Origin of the sequence: Streptomyces sp. NPDC007095, assembly GCF_040634475.1 — a bacterium.
Lineage (GTDB): Bacteria > Actinomycetota > Actinomycetes > Streptomycetales > Streptomycetaceae > Streptomyces.
Window position 1 is genome coordinate 16,969 of sequence record NZ_JBEYFS010000023.1, and the last position, 19,262, is coordinate 36,230.

At 68.5% G+C, this 19,262-nt stretch carries 16 protein-coding genes and 1 pseudogene; 9 read left to right on the top strand and 8 right to left on the bottom strand.

Annotated features, from left to right (window positions below):
* Positions 1–182 precede the first annotated feature (182 nt).
* Together ABZ656_RS10825 and ABZ656_RS10830 are read right to left on the bottom strand one after the other, a co-directional pair.
* Positions 183–1,316, bottom strand: coding sequence for an NAD(P)/FAD-dependent oxidoreductase (locus tag ABZ656_RS10825; protein ID WP_101402811.1), 1,134 nt, complete (start codon positions 1,314–1,316; stop codon positions 183–185).
* A 543-nt stretch (positions 1,317–1,859) separates the two neighbouring features.
* Positions 1,860–2,054: a hypothetical protein gene (locus tag ABZ656_RS10830; protein ID WP_129592201.1), complete on the bottom strand. Its 195-nt coding sequence runs from the start codon at positions 2,052–2,054 to the stop codon at positions 1,860–1,862.
* A 179-nt stretch (positions 2,055–2,233) separates the two neighbouring features.
* On the opposite strand from ABZ656_RS10830, the gene ABZ656_RS10835 reads away from it, so the two are divergent.
* From ABZ656_RS10835 to gcvH, 3 genes and pseudogenes are all read left to right on the top strand, one after another.
* On the top strand, positions 2,234–2,833 hold the full coding sequence (locus ABZ656_RS10835; protein WP_101402810.1) for a cation transporter: 600 nt from the start codon (positions 2,234–2,236) through the stop codon (positions 2,831–2,833).
* A gap of 126 nt (positions 2,834–2,959) precedes the next feature.
* Positions 2,960–3,547 (top strand): histidine phosphatase family protein, encoded by a 588-nt coding sequence (locus ABZ656_RS10840; protein ID WP_101402809.1) that lies wholly within the window; start codon positions 2,960–2,962, stop codon positions 3,545–3,547.
* Between the two features lie 409 nt (positions 3,548–3,956).
* Positions 3,957–4,454, top strand: a pseudogene (gcvH, locus tag ABZ656_RS10845) (glycine cleavage system protein GcvH).
* A 480-nt stretch (positions 4,455–4,934) separates the two neighbouring features.
* Here the strand turns inward: gcvH and ABZ656_RS10850 are convergent.
* The gene (locus ABZ656_RS10850; RefSeq protein WP_360266556.1) at positions 4,935–5,588 is read right to left on the bottom strand and encodes a DUF1707 domain-containing protein; all 654 of its coding nucleotides are present in this window, start codon (positions 5,586–5,588) and stop codon (positions 4,935–4,937) included.
* A gap of 414 nt (positions 5,589–6,002) precedes the next feature.
* On the opposite strand from ABZ656_RS10850, the gene ABZ656_RS10855 reads away from it, so the two are divergent.
* Together ABZ656_RS10855 and ABZ656_RS10860 are read left to right on the top strand one after the other, a co-directional pair.
* Positions 6,003–7,517, top strand: a complete 1,515-nt coding sequence (locus ABZ656_RS10855; protein ID WP_360266559.1) for a glycosyltransferase family 39 protein — start codon at positions 6,003–6,005, stop codon at positions 7,515–7,517.
* A gap of 1,188 nt (positions 7,518–8,705) precedes the next feature.
* Positions 8,706–10,145 carry a trypsin-like serine protease gene (locus ABZ656_RS10860; protein ID WP_360266562.1) on the top strand — a complete coding sequence of 480 codons (1,440 nt, stop codon included), beginning with the start codon at positions 8,706–8,708 and terminating at the stop codon, positions 10,143–10,145.
* Between the two features lie 201 nt (positions 10,146–10,346).
* Here the strand turns inward: ABZ656_RS10860 and ABZ656_RS10865 are convergent, their stop codons facing one another.
* Positions 10,347–10,961: a dihydrofolate reductase family protein gene (locus ABZ656_RS10865; RefSeq protein WP_360266565.1), complete on the bottom strand. Its 615-nt coding sequence runs from the start codon at positions 10,959–10,961 to the stop codon at positions 10,347–10,349.
* Between the two features lie 184 nt (positions 10,962–11,145).
* Here ABZ656_RS10865 and ABZ656_RS10870 point away from each other — a divergent pair, with 184 nt between their 5' ends.
* On the top strand, positions 11,146–11,886 hold the full coding sequence (locus ABZ656_RS10870; RefSeq protein WP_218978138.1) for a 3-oxoacyl-ACP reductase family protein: 741 nt from the start codon (positions 11,146–11,148) through the stop codon (positions 11,884–11,886).
* Positions 11,887–12,703: 817 nt separating this feature from the next.
* Here the strand turns inward: ABZ656_RS10870 and ABZ656_RS10875 are convergent.
* Both ABZ656_RS10875 and ABZ656_RS10880 read right to left on the bottom strand, forming a co-directional pair.
* On the bottom strand, positions 12,704–13,117 hold the full coding sequence (locus ABZ656_RS10875) for an SRPBCC family protein (RefSeq protein WP_101402803.1): 414 nt from the start codon (positions 13,115–13,117) through the stop codon (positions 12,704–12,706).
* Between the two features lie 29 nt (positions 13,118–13,146).
* Complete coding sequence (locus tag ABZ656_RS10880) at positions 13,147–14,157, bottom strand: aldo/keto reductase (RefSeq protein WP_101402802.1); 1,011 nt, start codon at positions 14,155–14,157, stop codon at positions 13,147–13,149.
* Between the two features lie 147 nt (positions 14,158–14,304).
* Between ABZ656_RS10880 and ABZ656_RS10885 the strand changes: the two genes are divergently transcribed.
* Positions 14,305–15,204: a LysR substrate-binding domain-containing protein gene (locus tag ABZ656_RS10885; RefSeq protein ID WP_101402801.1), complete on the top strand. Its 900-nt coding sequence runs from the start codon at positions 14,305–14,307 to the stop codon at positions 15,202–15,204.
* 370 nt (positions 15,205–15,574) lie between these two features.
* A complete protein-coding gene (locus ABZ656_RS10890) occupies positions 15,575–15,979 on the top strand; it encodes a hypothetical protein (RefSeq protein ID WP_360266643.1) in 405 nt (134 codons plus the stop codon).
* Positions 15,980–16,049: 70 nt separating this feature from the next.
* Here ABZ656_RS10890 and ABZ656_RS10895 read toward each other — a convergent pair whose 3' ends face one another.
* Positions 16,050–16,742 (bottom strand): Lrp/AsnC ligand binding domain-containing protein, encoded by a 693-nt coding sequence (locus ABZ656_RS10895; protein ID WP_360266570.1) that lies wholly within the window; start codon positions 16,740–16,742, stop codon positions 16,050–16,052.
* 138 nt (positions 16,743–16,880) lie between these two features.
* Between ABZ656_RS10895 and ABZ656_RS10900 the strand changes: the two genes are divergently transcribed.
* On the top strand, positions 16,881–18,389 hold the full coding sequence (locus ABZ656_RS10900; RefSeq protein WP_101402799.1) for a CoA-acylating methylmalonate-semialdehyde dehydrogenase: 1,509 nt from the start codon (positions 16,881–16,883) through the stop codon (positions 18,387–18,389).
* 356 nt (positions 18,390–18,745) lie between these two features.
* On the opposite strand, the gene ABZ656_RS10905 is transcribed toward ABZ656_RS10900, so the two are convergent.
* Positions 18,746–18,967, bottom strand: coding sequence for a hypothetical protein (locus ABZ656_RS10905; RefSeq protein WP_360266573.1), 222 nt, complete (start codon positions 18,965–18,967; stop codon positions 18,746–18,748).
* Between the last annotated feature and the right edge of the window lie 295 nt (positions 18,968–19,262).

Consider the following 19,262-nt stretch of genomic DNA (forward strand, 5'->3'; position numbering starts at 1 on the left):
CAAAGTCCTTGCCACCGGCTTGGCGGTCAGCCGTCCCGCCCACCACGAGGTCGGTCGAAGAGCGAGGATTGCGAAAGCGTTCGTGGAACGGTCACGGTGACCGTTCCACGAACGGAAGTCATGGAGCGGGTGAGACACCTGAGCAAGAGGTGACGGTCACCGTGGTGACCTCGGCCGGCGGCTCATGGGGTCTGCTCGTCTTCGATGAACGCGGTGATCAGGCTGTGGGGTGCGTTGTCGCCGAAGAGGAACTCGTGGAGTCGGGTGCCGTCGGTGGCGGCTTCGGTGCCGCGGGGGAACATGGCCTGCTCGTACTCGGAGAGGGCGACTTCGATGTCGTCGGGGTGGGCGGCGATGGCTTTGCCGAGTTCGGCGCCGTCGTACATGGCCAGGTTGGCGCCTTCGCCGTTCGGAGCCGAGAGGTGGGCGGCGTCGCCGAGCAGGGTCACCCCCGGCACGCGGTCCCACCGGTGCCCGATGGGCAGGGCATAGAGGGAGCGCAGGATCGGCGCGGTGTCACTGGCGGTGATCAGCGCGGTGAGCTCCGGTGCCCAGCCGCTGAATTCCTTCGCGATCCGGGCGGTGGCCGCGGGGGCATCGGTGAAATCGATGGCGGCGAACCAGTCCTGCGGTTCGGTGAGCGCGACGTAGGTGTGGAGGGTCCCGCCGCTCTCCCGGTGAGCCTGGATCCCCTTCCCCGGCGCGAGCGCGAAGAGCGACCCGCCGCCGACGGCCTTCGCGGCGGCAGGGTGCCGGGTGTCGCTGTCGAACAGGTAGGTCTCGATGAACGACCTGCCGGTGTACTCGGGTGTGGCGTCGCAGAGCAGCGGCCGGATTCGTGACCAGGCGCCGTCCGCGCCGACCAGAAGGCTCGTGACAACGGTGGCGCCGTCGGCGAAGGTCACCTCGTGGCAGCCCTCGCCGAGGGAACGAACGCCGCTGACCTTGTGGCCCCACCGGACGGTGCCGACCGGGAGCGAGTCGAGCAGGATCCGTCGCAGCTCACCGCGCAGCACCTCGGGGCGTCCACCCGTGCCGTCGTCGGCTTTGTCGAACAGGACGGTCCCGTCCCGGTCGAGGATCCGTATCGCCTCGCGGCCCTCCAGGATGAGGCTACGGAACTCGTCGGTCAGGCCCGCCGCCTGCAAAGCCAGTTGGCCGTTGTAGTCGTGGATGTCGAGCATCCCGCCCTGCGTACGCGCCGTCGGTGAGGCCTCCGCCTCATAGACCGTGGCCGAGACGCCGTGGACGTGGAGGACGCGGGCGAGGGTCAGTCCTCCGAGCCCAGCGCCGATGATCGTGACGTCAGTGGTCATGGTGATTCCTTGCCTGTCGCATGCCTGCCGGATGGGCACCCGGCAGGATCTCTGGAAAGGTTCCAGACCCCGCCGACAAACCGCTGACATCGGACCGACAACCCCCGATATGCGACCGACACCGCGGCTCAGCCACCCTTCTGCACCGCGTACGTGGACTGTGGACCGGCCCCCACCGCGATCTCCCGCACGGGACCTTCACCGCCCCGCGCGCCGCCGGTGTCCGACAGGCCCTGCCGACGTCCCGGCCGGGGACACGGTCGAACAGCGAGTCGACGCGGACGGGGAGCCCGCAAGGATCGATCCGGCGAACAGCACGGACGACGACGCGGAGGCGACACGGAGGCGACACGGAGACTTGAACACATGCCGCCCCCTCACGGGCAGGCAACGGCCGAGCAGATGTCGCCCGGCAGGTGACACCAGCGCCCCGGGCGGGGCCGCGCGAAGAAGCACGCAGGTGACACCAGCGCCCCGGGCGGGGCCGCGCGAAGAAGCACGACAGGATGCCGGATGCACGACCGGGCGTTCAAGGGCGGTCGGTCAGTCCTCCGCACGAGGGGTGCGAAGCGGCCTACGCATCGGCCGGGTGGGCCCCAACTCGTTGAGATCCGGCGGCCGCAGGAGTGCGGCAAGGTCTGCTCGTTCGATGGGCAGGAGCCGCGGGGAGTCATCCGCCGGGGGCATGCTGCTGGTGGTGCTCGGGCCGGTGCCGAGTCGGCGTCGTTCGGTGCTCATGACGGGAGTCTGGACTCTGCTCCGGGGCAGTCCGTGGGCACCCCCCTGTCTGCTCCAGCCGTTTGATCACGGGTGTGGACGTCAACGTGCCACATGGGTGCTTGCAGTGCGACGCCGACCGCCGCTCTCGAGCAACGGGGGGCTGCCGGCGGCAAGAGCCGACTTGAGAGAATCAGGACGTGACCGCTCCGAAAGAGATCTCCCGCGATTCCCTGCTCCGCCAGGGCTTCGTCCTGGAATACACCACGCTGGCCTGGAACTCCATCGGCATCGTGGTGCTTGCCGTCGCGGCGGTCTCCGCCCGCTCGGTGGCTCTGGCCGGGTTCGGACTGGACTCCCTGATCGAGATCGGCGCCTCGACAGTAGTGATCTGGGAGCTGTCGGGCACCGGTGAAGCACGTCAGCATCGCGCGCTACGGCTGATCGGCGTCGGATTCGGGGCGCTCGCGGTCTACCTGCTGGTGCAGTCCACTTGGGTGCTGGCCGCCGGCTACCACCCGCGCCATTCGCCGCTGGGCATCGGATGGACCGCGGTCACCGCCGTCGTGATGTTCGCCCTCGCCGCGGGCAAGGCCCGCACCGGCACCGCCCTGGACAACCCGGTACTCAAGACCGAGGGCCGCGTCACGCTGATCGATGGTCTGCTGGCCGCCGCGGTCCTGCTCGGCCTGGCCCTGAACACCGCCGTCGGCTGGTGGTGGGCCGACCCGGCGGCCGGCTACGTGCTGGTCTACTACGCAGTCCGCGAGGTCCGCGAGATCTTCACCGGCAGCCACTGAACGGACAGCCACACCGGGTCCTTCCTCGCTGGGTGGTGATCCGGCGTACGAGCGGTTCCCGGCCCTGATGGCGGCGAAAGCGAGGAGCGTTCGGCCGTGCGTCATGGTCAGATACCGTGCGCGACCATGGGTGAACTGATATTGATCAGACACGGTCAGACCGAATGGAGCCTGTCGGGCCAGCACGCCGGCCGTACAGACGTTCCGCTGACTGACGCGGGTGAGGTCACGGCGAAGGCGCTCGCTCCGAGGCTGGCCCGGCGCCCTCTGGTTGCCGTGTTCAGCAGCCCGCTGAGCCGCGCCATGCGGACGGCCGAGCTGGCGGGCCTGACTGGCGTCAGGCCCGATCCGGACCTGATGGAGTGGGACTACGGCGGCTATGAGGGCCTGACCGCGGCGCAGATCCGGGAGATGCGGCCGGGTTGGGACTTGTGGCGGGACGGCGTCATTCCCGGCGATGCCGACCATCCTGGCGAGCAGATCCAGCAGGTGGCCGCGCGTACGGACGCGGTGCTGGACCGGATCCGGCCGCTGTTGGGCGACGGCGATGTCGCCGTCGTCGCGCACGGTCATCTGGCGCGCGTGCTCACCGTGCGCTGGCTCGGCCTCGACGCGTCCGCCAGCCGCCTGCTCGGCCATCCACATCCAGGCACGCTCAGCTTCCTGGCCACCGAGGACGAGCAGCCGTTCATCGCCGCCTGGAACATCCCGTAACGGCAGCCCGCTGCCTCACGCCTGCCGTAAGAGGCGCCGGAAGCAAACGAGCGCCGCGGCGATCCCGGCGAAGGCCAGGAAAAGTGCACTCGGACGGCGAACTCACCTCGGAGCAGCCGGCAGCCGGTGCGCGTGCGGTAGGGGCGTGGCAGTCCCCGCGTTGTGTGCCGCATCCGTACGCGTCCGCCGACCGTAGACGTCGATGCCGGCGGCCTGTCTTCCCTGCCGGGGCGGCGGTCCGCCGGCCTCACACGGCTACACGCCGGTTCCGAGGCACTGCTGCCGGTCCTCTGCCAGACGTGCCCGGCCGTAAGAGACTCGAAGCCGCACGGAGGAATTCTCCAGTCGACACTCACCCGACATACCCAATTCATCATCTTATGCACACATTCCGCAACAGCCTTGGGGTGTGCCGGACATCCACAAAGACCTCAAACACACGAAGGACCACGAATGGGCCCCCACCATGAGCGGCGGCAAGGCCCGCGTCGGCATCACCGACCACGCCCAAAGGGGGCTCGGCGACCTCGTCCATGTGGAACAACCCGACATCGGCGCGGAGTTCGAGGCATACGAGCCGTTCGCTTCCACGGAATCGGTGAACGCTGTCACCGAGCCCCACATTCCGGCCGCCGGCCAGGTGACCGCACGCAACGACCGGCTGAACGACGAGCCCTAGCTGGTCAACACAGACCCGTACGGCGACGGATGGCTGATCGAGATCAGCCTCAAGGACCCGAGCTCCGACGGCCTCCTGAGCGCGAAGAAGTACGACCCCTACCTCAACTCCGAGGATTGGCCCTCCCACGTGTGGCGGGGGCCCAGCCAGACCCCGCCACATTCCTCACAGCCATGGGCAGTGGCCGGACGGCGAGGACGGGCCACTGCGGTCGGATTCCGGCCATAACCCTGTCGCCTGGCCGAATCCAGTGCCATGCTGTGACGGCGGTGATCCTCTCGCCCTCAGGCGGAGGCCCCCGCCCTTGGGCCCGTCCGTGTGCTGTCACCTTGGCGGGCCGCGCCGTCCCTCCCGGCCTCCCCACGGGAGGGCCGACGGCTGCGCGGACATGTCTGTGCGGCACGGACTACGGCCAGTAGGACGGGCGGACGGACGGGCAGGCGGACCCGAAAACGGTTGGTGCGTGACCGCTGCCCTCGACGCCCCTCCAGTACCCCTACCAGCGCCGACCGGTCCGGGAACCAGCGCCAGCATGACGCAGGTCGCCGCCTCACCCTTCTCTGCAGCCCTCAGGCCACAAACAGGCAACCCTGCCCTCGACAGGACCGCCACCAGGTCCACCTACGAAGTCCCGCCTACCGTCCAGGCGAAGGACGACGAGCTGTTCGAGTCTTCCCAAGCGGTGCACGCCCAGAATGGCTCCACGAGTCAATCACCAGCAGGCAAGGACGCGGGCTTGCGCAGCAGCCACTGTCCCAGCGTCCGACGTGGGGACCGCACCACGACGCGGCCGAAGCTCTTCTTGCCGACCAGCTCCACTCGCAGCGCGATCTGCGCACCAGGGGCCGGAGCCTGACGGATCTTGACCCTGCTGTGTTCCAGGGTCAGGGCATCGGCATCGACCACGATGCCCGGCTTGGTGATCAGCGTCAGGGTCTTGCCTTGCATGTCTACGTCGATCCGCAAGGTGTCCTGCGTAATCACCGCCTGAGTGAAGTCGAGTGTCACCTCGCACCACTCCACTGCAAGCTCCAGCCTCCGCGGCACCACCCAGCGCCCCACACGTTCGACCGCACTGAACCTCCGGTCGATCCGGAGCACATCCTTGACCTCTGCTACAGCCGCGCCGGTCGAGGTCGACAGGGGCGGCAGGTCAGCGGTGAGCGGCGTCAGTTCGCTGACAGTGCGCGCCGACAGAGCAGCCTCCAGACGCTCGTCCAACTCGGCCGCGGTCAGCAGGCCGTCCCCCGCCGCGACACGCAGCACGTCCACCACCCGGTCCCGGTCCGCATGAGAGGCCCGTAACTCGGGCGACGAGCCGGGGCCGGAGTGCTTCCCGGTGGGCGAGATCTCCTGCGACATGCTTCCGTCCTGGTCCTGTCGAAGGTCTTCGCGTGATGCAACTAGCGGCACGACGAGAGGACTAACGCTATATCGCGACATGAGTCCCGGCCAACCCCTGTCAAGAAGGAGAAGCGATCGTCAGCGTAGATCCGCATGCCCCAACAACAACAGCGCCGCCTCGGCGGCGCCCGCCGTTGATATGTCCCTGCTGTTCCCGGTCGGCCTGGCACTGGAGGAGCCTGGCACTGGAGGACTACGCCCAACGGCCTGATCAGGCGCCACCGTAGCTCCTGCGGCGGACCCCCTCGATCGTCATCGTGGGCGACGACGTCGATCCCGCCCGCCGCCTAGCGTGCTGCACATGATCGGGATCGTCCGGCGACAGGCTGGCGTTCCGCTCACCTCCTCCTTCGCACCGATCCAGGGTTTGTCATGCCCAAAACAATATCCGCCGCGGTCGGTCCGGCAGCCCTCACCCTTCTCCTTGGCCTGTGGGGGATCAGACGCGAGAACAGCATGTGGCGCGACGAGGCGGCGACGTGGCAGGTGGCCCACAGGACCGTTCCCGAGATCTGGCACCTGCTGGACCGGATCGATGTCGTCCACGGCCTCTACTACCTGTTCATGCACGGCGTTTTCGCCGTCTTCGGAGACAGTCTCCTCGCCCTGCGACTGCCCTCCGTTCTGGCCATGGCCGGCGCCGCCGCCCTGGTCACCCTCCTGGGTACCCGACTGGCCGACCGGTGCACGGGGCTGGCCGCGGGCCTGGCTTTCACCCCGATCCCCGCGGTCCAGCAGTATGCGCAGGAGGGACGTCCGTATTCTCTGGTCGCGGCCTGTGTGGCACTGGCCTGCTGGCTGCTGGTCGCGGCGGTCGACAGCCCGGACGCCGGCCACTGGGTCGCGTACAGCATGGCTGTGCTGACGGGTGCACTGCTCAACTGGTTCTCGCTCCTGGCGCTGTTCACACACGCAGTGACGATTGCCCTCGCACGCCTGCCCCGCGGGACCGTCCTGCGATGGGCAGTCGCCTCGTCTGCCGCCGTGATCGGCACGATGCCCCTCGTCTCGGCCAGCAAGGCACAGTCGGCACAGGTCGCCTGGATCCCCCCGCTCAACCGGAGCACACTGCTCGGCCTCCTACTGACACTGCTCGCGGGCGCGCTCTGCGCATGGCTCGCGCGCACGAGGGGGGACCACCGCACGCCTCGCGGCACCCGGCTCCCGCTCACCACGGTTGCCCTGCCACTGCTGGTCCTTCCTCCACTCTTACTGCTCGCTGTCTCTCTGGCCCATCCCGTCTACCTGACCCGCTACGTCCTGTTCAGCCACCTCGGGCTCGCCCTCCTCATCGGCGCGGCGTGCCGCGCACTCGCGTTCCGAGTCCGCACGCCACCTCGCCGACTGATCGTCGTGGTGATGGCTCTCGCCTTTCTCGGGCTGCTTCCCGTCGAGTTGTCACTGCGCAGTGCGGCCGGTCGAGCAGACGACGTGCTGTCCACGGCCGAGAACGTCGCTGCGGTCCGTGAGGCTGGGGACGTGGTGCTGTACATCCCCGCGGCACGCCGTGACACCTCCCTTGTCTCGCCCGCCGAATTCACCGGCATCAGAGATCTGGCGCTGGTCCGCGGCCCGCTGGAATCCGGCACCTTGAACGGTGTGGAGGGCACCCCGGAACAGATAGCGCACGCCATGCTGGCCGTACATCGCATCGTCGTCGTCAGCGACGAGAGCGCGCCATCCGCCATGACAGATCGCGACCGGGCCAAACAACGTGTCCTGCAGGCACGCTTCGTCCGCTGCTCCGAAACCAGCGAACGCGGCCGCCGCGTCACGGTGTACCAGCGCCGCCCCAGTCGGCGCGATGAACTGGGGCCGCCCGGCACGTCGAGGTTCTCGTGCCTGAGGGGAGACGGCCGGGTGATGTCTTCGTCCCGGAACTCGTGAGCCTCAGACAGGAGTTGGTTGGGCGACGACGACGGCGTCGACGTGCCGCGTCGGGGTCGAACCCGCAGCCATGCGTCGGGCACACCGGATTGGCGAACGGCTTCCCGGTCAGGCTGCTGCCAGAATCCGCGAACCCGTGCGCTTCCGCGTTCGATCTGCTGCGGCCGTCCGGGACCGACACGACCGCTTGGCCGCACCGGTCGCCGGCGCTCCCAGTTCGCTGCTCTGGTGAAGGCGAAGGAGACCGCACCGGCCTGAGCTCCCGCCGCCCGTGGGGGTGATGACAGCCGTATCGCGGTCGTCTTTTTGCGAGCTCGTGCCAATTGGTACGAGCTCCAAGGGCGATGACCCCGTCCAGCCCCTCGTCGTCATTGCCGGTGATCGTGACGCGACTGCCGGCGCGGAAAGACCTGACATCCCATTCCGACTGGGGCCAGGTGGTGTTCGCCGCCCGGTGTTCCTCCCGGTCGGGCAGGGGCATCTTCTTGACCTTGTCCCGGCAGGCGCGACGCGCGGCCTCGTCGGCCGGTTCGACGCGTACATGCGCCCACGGGGCCCCGTGCTCGGCCGGGCGTGAGGCTCCGGCACTGGTCAGCGTGACCGGGTAGGTGCCGGGCCGGGCGTCGCAGGCGATGGTGACGGCGGCCGTCGGCCGGGGGCCGTCATCCGCATCCGCCCCGCCTTCAGCAATACCGGGGAGGTAATGGTGTCGCCGTTCACGGCCTGTCCGCTCGCTGCGGTGACGGCCAGCGTGTCGCCGGGATGCACGGACCGGACACTGCCGAACGGCGGCGGTGCCGGTCCGGCGGCGGAGGCGGGTCCGGCGGCGGAGGCGGGTCCGGCGGCCAGGAGGAGCGGCAGTGCCACCACTGCCGCGATGCCGAATCGGTCCAAGGCCTCGCCTGTCTGTGTTGTGACGCCGCGTCAAGCTGCAGATGACGCTAAGCTGCTCACCGCCATGTCGAACACATGTCCTATTATACGAGATCGGTATTGCCCGCCGTTCGGCTTTCTCCAAGACGGAAAGACACCTCGTTGAGTTCCAGTTCCAGATGGATTCCGGCCCTAGCGCTCGGCCTGTGCGCGGGCATACTCGGTACGGGCCAGGCGCTTGCCGCTACCGGTAAACCGGTGCCGCCGGTCCCCGGTGCAGCGGTGGCCCGTCCGACGGGGCCCGAGGCGGCGGCAGTGTCGCCTGCCCCCTCGGCGACGCCGACTCCCGCCCAGCCCAGCCGCCCGTCTGTCTCCCCGACCTCCTCCGGCGGCCCAAGCCTGAGCGAGGAGGAGAAGTACTGGACTGCCGGCCGCATGGACAACGCGGTCCCGCTAGACAGCCCACCCGGCCGGGCTCCCGCAGCGTCGGCGCCCCACATCGGCGCGCGCAGCACGCCACCGACCGGCACGCCCCATCCCGAGCACTTCGGCGGCCACCCGATGGTGGGCACGTTCTTCTACGACGGCAAGCCCTTGGGCGGCAAGAGCACGTACTGCACGGGCAGCGTGGTGCACACGGCCGCCCATGACATCGTGCTGACCGCCGGGCACTGCGGCCGCGGTCTGGAGAGGGCCACCCACCGCATCTTCGTGCCGCAGTACCGCGACGGGCTGTCCGCCGCGAACCAGCCGCGCGGCGTCTTCCCGGTGTCACAGACGTACATCGATCCGCGCTACGCGGCGAACACCAAGAAGCCCACCTCCGACCTCGACCTGGCCTTCGCGCAGGTCGATCGCAACAGCCGCGGCAAAGTGGAGGACGTGACGGGCGCTCTGACGTTCACGCCCACCACCAACTACACCCACAACGTCACGGTCATCGGGTACCCCAGCTCCGAACGCGTCAATTCGAAGCACCAGGCGATCCGATGCCACGTCACCACCTCGCGCCTGCCCGGTTACCGGCAGGTGCGCATGACCTGCACCGGCTTCTACGGAGGGGTCTCCGGCGGCCCGTGGATCGAGAACTACAACCGCACCACCGGCACCGGCAAGGTCATCGGCAACACCGGCGGGTACAACGGAGGTGGCAACGACACCAACGACGACTGGGTGACGTACGCGCCCATCTATGGCAAGGACGCCCAGAGCCTGTTCAACGACGCCGCCGCCCATCGCACGGTGGGCGCGAGACCGCCCTACCAGCCGTCGACCGGCAGCCCGGTCCTGCCCGGCTCGGCGGGCACCTGGCAGCACGCGAGGCTCCTGGCCTCCGGGAACATCCGCCACAGCGGGTACTTCGACCCCACGCGGCAACTGCTGGCCTCCAACAGCAGCTGGGCACACGCGCAAACCATCACGGCAGGCGACTACACCGGAAACGGGTCCACCGACGACCTCGTCATCCGCAGGTCCGACGACAAGACCACCATGTACACCGACAACGGCACCACGACCACGCACCACCATGGGGAGACGGCGCCTGAGGCACCCGCGATCAGCAGCCCCACGCACCCCACACCTGAGGCACCCGCCACGAACAGCTCCAGCCATCCGTTCGCGCGGAGCCGGTACAGCAGGCTCGGGGGCTTCGTCCTCATGCTCACTCCGTCAGTGCGGGACCGGTGTGTCCGGCCGAGCCTCGGCGCAGCGCACTCGGTCCGGGCCCGACACCCACGACCCTACGGAGCCTGAGAGACCAGGGGCATCAGGGGAACTACGTAGCAGGACACCTAAGACCTGTCTGCGACTCCGGCGGACAACCGGGACCCGAGCCATTTGCCGACGCCGCGTCTCTCCCCCTCGTCCTGCACGGGACTTCGTCCTACACCGCCGAAGGCCCTCGGTCCCGGCACCAGTAGCGGGCTGCCGGGGCCGAGCTTCATCCGTGCCGAGTCACTTCACGAAGCGGTACTTCAGGTGGGTGGCGAGGGGCGTGTCGACCACCCTGACCGGCTCGAGGTTCCGCCGCCCGGCGCCCAGTCCCCCGAAGAGCCGCAGTCCCTCTCCGAGCAGCGCGGGCACCACGTGCAGCTGCAGCTCGTCGACGAGTCCCTCCCTGAGGTACTGCTGCACCGTTCTCGCCCCGCCCGCGATGTCGACGTTCTTGTCCCCGGCCGCGGCCTTCGCCTGGTCGAGGGCGCTGTGGATGCCGTCGGTGACAAAGGTGAAGGTGGTGCCGCCCTCCTTGACCAGCGCCGGCCGGGGACGGTGGGTGAGCACGAACACCGGAGCCCTGAACGGCGGGTTGTCACCCCAGAACTCCTCCCCCGTGTCGTACATCATCCGCCCCATGACCACCGCTCCGGTGGCATCGAACCACTCCTGCATCAGCACCGAGTCGCGGTTCTCCTCCCCGCCGGTCATGCCCTGACGCTCCCGCCAGCTCGCCAGGTTGTGGATCCACTCGAAGAGCGGCTCGGCACCGTCGCCTCCCGGGTTGTCGATGGCGACATTGGTGCCGGCGATGCAGCCGTCGAGGGAGATGGCCATATCCGCGGTTACGGTCACGATGGGGTTGCTCCTGACGTCCTGGGATTACTTCCTTTGCTCTCACGTCGATCGGGAGCCCTCCTATTCGACACTCCCTGCGACACCCGACAGCCCCACCCGTCAGAGGGTGCCTACCCGGCGGTTGAACGCCAGGTCGGATTCCCGCCAGCTTCCGGCACTGGTACCGGCAATGCTCGACGTCATGAACCGACTTGAAGGAAACGCGGCCTTGATCACGGGCGGAAGCCGGGGTATCGGTGCCGCTGTGGCGTTACGACTGGCCGAAGAAGGCGCCGACCTCGTCCTGACCTATGAGAACAGCGCGGAACGCGCCGACGAGGTCGTGGAGCAGATCAAGGCCAGGGGGCGCCGGGCCCTTGCCATCCAAGCCGACAGCGCGGTCCCTGAGGCACTCACCGCCGCGGTGGACGAGGCCGCCGCGATGCTCGGCAGACTCGACATCCTGGTCAATAACGCCGGCGTCTTCCTCGTCGGCCCACTTGAAGACCTGGGGTCGGAAGAGATCGACCGCACTCTGGCGGTGAACGTCCGGGCACCGTTCGCAGCGTCCCAGGCGGCAGTGCGTCATATGGATCAGGGCGGCCGCATCATCAGCATCGGCAGCAATGTCGCCGAGCGTGCGGTCTTCCCCGGACTGGCGTTGTACTCGATGAGCAAGACGGCTCTGGCCGGGATGACGAAGGGCCTGGCCCGAGAACTCGGCCCGCGTGGAATCACCGTCAATCTGGTGCACCCCGGCCCGACCGACACGGACGCCAACCCCGCCGACGGGCCGAACGCCGAGATGATCGCCGGCTTCACCGCTGTCGGCCGCTATGCGGAACCGGCCGAGATCGCGGCCACCGTCGCCCACCTGGCAAGTGCGGACGGCGCGTACATCACCGGAGCCTCGATCCACGTCGACGGCGGCTTCACCGCCTGACACGCGAGCTCGACGTCGCAACCGAGCTGAGGGCCCAGCCCACAAGAGGGACGGCCGCCGCGTGGTCATCGGGGCTTGTGGGCTCCTGGAGATCCTGCGGTGGCCGCGGGCCATGGCGCAGACCCTTTCCACTGGCCTGCCGCCTCATCACCCACCGACAACTCGGCTCATTGCGTCAGCCGTTGTAAGGGCTCACAGAGGAACAACATGCGAGCGAGTGACGCGCTGACCTGCGAGGTCAAGTCTCAAAACCCACAAGTTGATTCCCTCCGAGCCCTGCGCTGCCAGGGTTCCGTTACGTACCCTTCTGCCCATTGGTCCTCATCGATCACCGCCTCTTCGATATAGAAGCAGTCGGGCTCGTCGGCAAAACCGGGAAGACTCCGGGCCCGTTCGATGCGTTTCTGCGCGACCTCGCGGCTTGAACAGGTGCCGAGGTGTTTGACATCGTTTCACCGGCTTCTTCGTCGGACCAGAAGTCATCGGGATCTGTGAAATGCCGAATCGCTCCGACTTCTTCGACCTGGTGGTGTACGTGCCACAGCAGGTAAACCTTGGCAGGTCCGCTCATGCTGTTTCGCCTTCCCTTTTTCCTTCGATGAAGCGGGCCCGGGCCCCACGACCGTCTGTGCGCGGTGAACGCGCGCCGATCGCGGAACCCGGGTCGGCGGGCAGCCTGCCTGACAGGCCGGCCGGTGCAGCTGGTCGCGGGGCAGATACTTCCTCTCCTCGCCATGGATCGAGCCGGGACCCTCAGTTGACGCCCGTCGGGCACCACGGGACGCCGGTGGGCGCTACCGGGCATCCCGTGTCGTATTCACGCGTCGAGTGTCTTCTTCAGCGCGGCCAGACCCTCGGCATAGATGCCGTGGAACAGGGCGACCGCTTCTTCATCGCTTGTCCCTGCCGGTGTGAAGGTGCCGGACCACTCCACACGGGCCTGCCCGCCGGGCACCTCGTGCACGGTGAGGGTGGAGCGGTAGCCGGTGACAGGGAACGGGGCCTGGAGGATGGAGTAGCTGTACGTGCGCGCCTGGTTGTCGAACGCTTCGAGGCGTTCGACGATGACGCCGCCTTCCTCGTTCGTGAGGCTACGCACGCGACCGCCCTCGCTGACCGTGCTCTTGGGAATGTAGGGCAGCCAGTCAGGCAGGGAGTCGAACCCGCCGATGAGCTGCCAGACGCGCGCGGCGGGCGCGGGGATGTCGATGGTCGCGGCCGTAGTCGCCATGGTCGTCTCCTGAACAGGTGAGGTAGAGGTCAGGCGCTGGGTACGGGGGCGTCCTGAGCGATCAGCCCCTCCGTGCGCAGAGCCGTCCAGAAAGCCGGCGGGACCTTCTCGCCGAGTGCGGCGACGTCCTCTGCGATGCGGCTCGGCCGGGAGGCGCCGGGGATGGCCGCGACGACCGCGGGATGAGCAAGGGAGAACTGCAGCGCTGCCGCTTTGATGCCGACGCCATGCTGCCCTGCGAGTGCCTTGATGCGCTCCACCTTGGTGATGACAGGGGCGGGGGCCTTCTGGTACTCGAAGTGCCGCCCGCCGGCCAGGACGCCGGAGCTGTACGGTCCGCCGACGACGATGTCGACGTTCTGGGCTTTCGCCGCCGGCAGCAGCCGCTGCAGGGCCCGCTCGTGGTCAAGCAGCGTGTAGCGGCCGGCGAGAAGGAACGCATCCGGCTTCGGCTCGTCGAGGTCCAGCGTCAGCTCCAGGGGCTCGACCCGGTTGACCCCGAGGCCCCAGGCCCGGATGACACCTTCGTCGCGCAGCTTCTGCAGCACCCGGAACGCGCCGGTACGGGCGGTCTCGTATGCGGCGAGCCACTCGTCGCCGTAGAAGTCCTGCGCGACGTCGTGCACCCACACGATGTCGAGGCGGTCCGTCTTCAGCCGCTTGAGGCTGTCGTCGATGGAGCGCAGCGTGGCGTCGGCCGAGTAGTCGTTGACGATCTTGTTGGGGCGCCCATGTTCGAATAGTCCGCCCTTCTCGCCCAGGTCGCGGGCGGAGGGGTCCTCGATCTCGTCGAGGATGACGCGGCCGACCTTCGTGCTCAGGACGAACTCGTCGCGGGGGCGGTCGGCCAGGGCTTCACCGAGCCGGATCTCGGACAGGCCCGCTCCGTAGAAGGGCGCGGTGTCGAAGTAGCGGATGCCGTTGCCCCAGGCGGCGTCCACGGTGGCAGCGGCCTCCTCGTCGGGTATGGCCCGGAACATGTTGCCCAGCGGTGCGGTGCCGAAGCCCAGGCGGCCGGGCAGGAAGGACTTGATGGACATGGTGCGGATCCTTGCTGTGCGAGTGGCGACGGATGTGCTTTCTGCGCCGTTTGCGCGGTCCGTCGGTCTGGCACGTTCGAGGCTAGGATCTAGACTTGAGACTGTCCAAGACTTACTTGGACACACTTGAGTCCCTAGAGGTCTGACATGCTTGACCTGCGGCAACTCCGCTACTTCGTCGCCGTCGCCGAGACCGAACACGTCGGCCGGGCCGCCGAGCGGCTGCACATCTCCCAGTCACCGCTCAGCCGGCAGATCGCACAACTCGAGCAGAACCTGGGCCTTGCCCTGTTCGAACGCGGCCAGCAGAGAATCCGGCTCACCCGGGACGGCCAGGTCTTCCTGGCCGAAGCCCGCGCGCTACTGCGGCATGCGGATCGTCTGGAGAACCTGGGCCGTCGGCTGGGCCGCGGAGAAGAGGGCGGACTGTGCATCGGCTACGTCGCAGACGCCATGCACACCGGCATCCTGCCCGGGGCACTGCGCGCTCTGCACAACGAACGCCCCGGCATCCACATCGCCCTGTACAACCTTCCGCCGACCGAGCAGTTCGAAGGTCTGCGGCAGCGCAGCCTCGACATCGCGCTCGTCCATGAACCTCCGACCGCGGATGACCCCGACCTGCTGGCCGCACCTCTGCTCGAGGACCCGCTGCTACTCGCCCTGCCCGCAGGACATCCGCTCGCCAGCCAGGAGAAAGTGACTCCCGGAGACCTCGACGGTCAGCCGTGGATCGCAGTCGGGAATGCCCAGGACCCCGCCTGGCGCGACACGTTCGTCGCCGCCTGCACGGCAGCCGGCTTCACGCCCGACATCCGCCTCGACGCCGCCGAGCCGCTGACCGCGCTCGGCCTGGTCGCCTCCGGGCTCGGACTCGCATTCGTGCAAAAGAGCATGGTGCGCGCCACTACTGAGGATGTCGCGGTGCGCGAGCTTCCCTGGCACGACACATGCATCCAGCTGTGGGCCGCATGGCACCGAGTCGACCTGCGGCCCCTCGTGGCATCGTTCCGCGCCACAGTCCTGCGCACGGGCAGCACCGCGTAGGGCCTGTCCGACAGGTCCACATAATGGGCAGCGGGGTGCGCAGATGCTCGCGTCCATCGTTGATACCGGGCAGCGGCCTGGGCGCCCGGCGAGTCCGCATGCCTGCGGCGCCTGTCATGGACTCGGCTTCTCTGCTTCACCATCTGCGCGATGATCTCAACGCCTTCCGCGCATGCCTCGACGGCGACCTGTCCGTACCGAAGAGCACTGCGGCGAGTGGACGCTGCATGACCTGGCAGGGTGCCTGGGCAGTTCGAAGGTGCGGGTGGCAGCCGCCGAGACCGAACAGCACCGTGACCACAAACCCCAGTCGGCTCCGCGCGATCCGGCGGTGCTGAGGCGGTAAGGGGTGGCGGAGGTCTTCGACACGATGGCGCCAAGGCAGACGGCACGCGGCCGAGCACATCCGCCCCAGCACACGCTGCGGCCAGAGGCCACGGACACCGGTGCCTCAAGGACCCACGGTCCCAAAACTCCCGTAGCCACGTTGTCCGTGCCTACGGAGCGGCTCTCGCTCCTGTTGTGGGGCCGGACGTCCAGCACAAGCGAGGCATTCTGCTGGACCGGCGACCGGCGGGCTGGCCGGACCTCCCTTGGTTCCTACGGCGCTGCACCTTCTGGTCGAAGCCGACGGGCCGACCGCCCTCGCTGCCACGGCGCCGACGTTTGGCCTTCTGGTGACCGGCTCGCTATCAGCACCCCCGGCGCACTCGGCCGCGCGACTGGGTTCGCTGAGACCCAAGCCCGAACGATTCGGTTCGTCAAACGACGCTGACCCGCAGGTTTCCCGATCCGAGGGTGCGCGTGTCCCCTGTCGGTGTCGTCGGATTCCCTGGATCGCGGATTCAGATACTGCCGGGGCGGACCAGGCCGGTCCGCTTGACGGTGGTCAGGATGGGGGTGACCTCGATGCCGGTGATGTGCTCGAGAGTGCCGATCGAGACGGTGAGGAAGGTGTAGAGAGCGTTGAGATCGGCTGCGGCGGCGGCCACCAGGAGGTTGCTTGACCCGGTGGTGGCAGCGGTGAAGCGGACCTGGGGGTGACGGCCGAGTTCCTGTCCGGCCTGTTCGAGGCCGCCGGGTGCGACGGTGATCCACAGCAGTGCTTCCGCTTGAACGCCGAGCAGGGCAAGGTCGATCTCGGTTGCGAGCCTGAGGACTTGGCACCGGCTCCCCCAATGGGGAGGGCCTGACCTCCTGGCAGTCGTACGCCGCTGGATCGAACTCCCAGGTCCTGCACTTCGGCTGACGCGAGCGCAGAGCGGCCACAGCACGCCCACGGCTCCGGACCGACCCGACGCGCATGTTGCGACCTTCACCGGTTCGATCAGCACCGTTCGATCATGCGGTATCCCGCTGCACACTCGCACCCGCGTACCCGCGTACCCGGCTGTGCACGCTGTACCGGGCCGCGCAGGGTCCATAGCCACAAAGCTGTTGAGTGACCCACACCACGACAGTGTGGGACCTGCGGGAGGCACTTCGGGCCGCGAGGCTCCGAAGCGCCTGTACGTGGAGGTCGGAACAGTACATTCCATGTCAGCAGTCCCGCCCTCGGGGCCGTGGGGGCGCGCCCGTGGCCGAGCCTGCGGTCCGTCCGGCCGCAGTCAAGGCCCGTGAAGTGAGCGACAGGAATCTCACCGCCCGCCACCGTCACCTTTGAAGGAGTCCCGCCGATGAAAACCGTCACCCACTGGATCGGTGGCAAGCCCTTCGGAGGCGCTTCAGGCGCCTCCGGCGCCTGGGGCCCCGTGACCGACCCCGCGACAGGAGAGGTCACCACGCAGGTCGCGATGGCCGGCGCCGACGAGGTCGACGCCGCGGTCGCCGCGGCGAAGGAGGCCTACGCCACCTGGCGCACGTCCTCGCTCGCGCAGCGGATCGCGATCCTCTTCCGCTACCGCGCGCTGCTGGACGCGCGCCGCGACGACATCGCCGCGCTGATCACCGCTGAACAGGGCAAGGTCCACTCGGACGCGCTGGGCGAGGTGGCCCGGGGCCTGGAAATCGTCGAACTGGCCTGCGGGCTCGGCATGGCGCTCAAGGGTGACACGTCCACCGAGGTGTCGAGCCACATCGACGTGGCGTCGATACGCCAGCCGCTCGGCGTGGTCGTCGGAATCTCGCCGTTCAACTTCCCCGCGATGATCGGCATGTGGATGTTCCCCATGGCGATCGCCTGCGGGAACACCTTCGTCCTCAAGCCGAGCGAGAAGGCCCCGTCCGCGTCCATGCTCCTCGCCGAACTCGCGGCCGAGGCCGGCGTGCCCGACGGTGTGCTCAACATCCTGCACGGCGACAAGGTCGCGGTGGACGCGCTGCTCGACCACCCGGACGTGGCGGCCGTGTCGTTCGTCGGCTCCACGCCGGTCGCCCGCCACGTCCACAGCAGGGCGGCCGCCGGCGGCAAGCGCGTCCAGGCCCTCGGCGGCGCGAAGAACCACATGCTGGTGCTGCCCGACGCAGACCTCGACGCTGCGGCCAACGCCGCCGTGTCCGCCGCCTACGGGTCCGCGGGCGAGCGCTGCATGGCCATCTCCGTGGTGGTCGCGGTCGGCTCGGCGGGCGACGCGCTGGTGTCCCGGATCGCCGAGCGCGCCGCGAAGGTCAGGATCGGCCCGGGCAACGACCCGACGTCCGAGATGGGCCCGCTCATCACCAAGGCGCACCGCGACAAAGTCGCGGACTATGTCGCGGGCGCGGCGGCTCAGGGAGCCGAAGTGGTGCTCGACGGCAGGGACTTCACCGTCGAGGGCCTCGAGAACGGCCACTGGATGGGCATCTCGCTTCTCGACAAGGTCAGCACGGACTCGGACGCCTACCGGAACGAGATCTTCGGGCCGGTCCTGTGCGTGCTCCGCGCGGAGACCTACGAGGAGGCCATGCACATCATCAACGGCTCCCCGTACGGAAACGGCACCGCGATCTTCACCCGCGACGGCGGCGCGGCCCGCCGGTTCCAGTTGGAGGTGGAGGCGGGCATGGTCGGCGTGAACGTGCCGATCCCGGTGCCGGTGGGCTACCACTCCTTCGGTGGCTGGAAGGACTCGGCGTTCGGCGACCACCGCATGTACGGCAGCGAAGCCGTGCACTTCTACACGCGCGGCAAGGTCATCACGAGCCGCTGGCCGGACCCGGCCGAGACGGTGGCCGGCCCGGACCTGGGTTTCCCCGCATCCCTCTGACCGCCACAGGCCCGCACACGCGGCCGCGTCGGCGCAGTTCGGAACCTCCGGGATCGCAGAGGTACGGGAGCTTGCGCCCGCGCTGCGAGGACATCGTCCAAGGCTCGGCGCCGGATTGTGTGCTGCCGTACTTCCATTCAGCAGGTGATGCCCGATGACGCCGGCTCGAAGCGGTGGGACTCACTGACGCACTCCCTGGGCCCGGACACCCGTACGGCGCCGAACGGGCCCAATGGTACGGAGCGGTGCGGGCGTGCGGCGATCCCGGACGTGCGGATCCGAACGGCTTCGGAGCGGGGAGACGCCAACGGCCTTTCCCCGTCCGTCACTTGACCTGAAACGTCACGCCCAACCGTTTAGATGGTGACGCAGATGTTGTCCTCGATGGTGCGGCCGTCCCGGTCCAGGCCGCCGCAGACGAGACGGTTGGACTGCTCGTAGCCCACCGTCCACTTGTGGGATGCGGCGCTGACTCGAGGGGAGCGGAATTCGCCCCAGTAGGCACGCAGAGTCCCAGGCAGGCCGTCCTTGGTGTAGACGGTGATGTCCTGGACGAACTTGTTCTGATGTGCAGTCATGACGCAGACGTACTTGCCGCAGTGGGAATCGACTCCGCGAGTCGCCGCGCCGGCCGGCACTGCGGCTGCAAGGGGAGCGACGGAAAGCGCCGCTGCGAGGATGAGGCCGAAGCGAGTGATCTTCATGCCCGGCCCAACGCCCGAAGCGGCCGACAGACACGCAAATATCACCCTCCGGCTCGCTGTGGCACCGCCTGCTGCGGCCGCTCCCACACCCGGCCACCGCATTCCCGCGCGTCGGATCCACCCCGGCCGGTGCGGGCGACAACTTGCAGGGCAGTGCCAGATCCGTCCC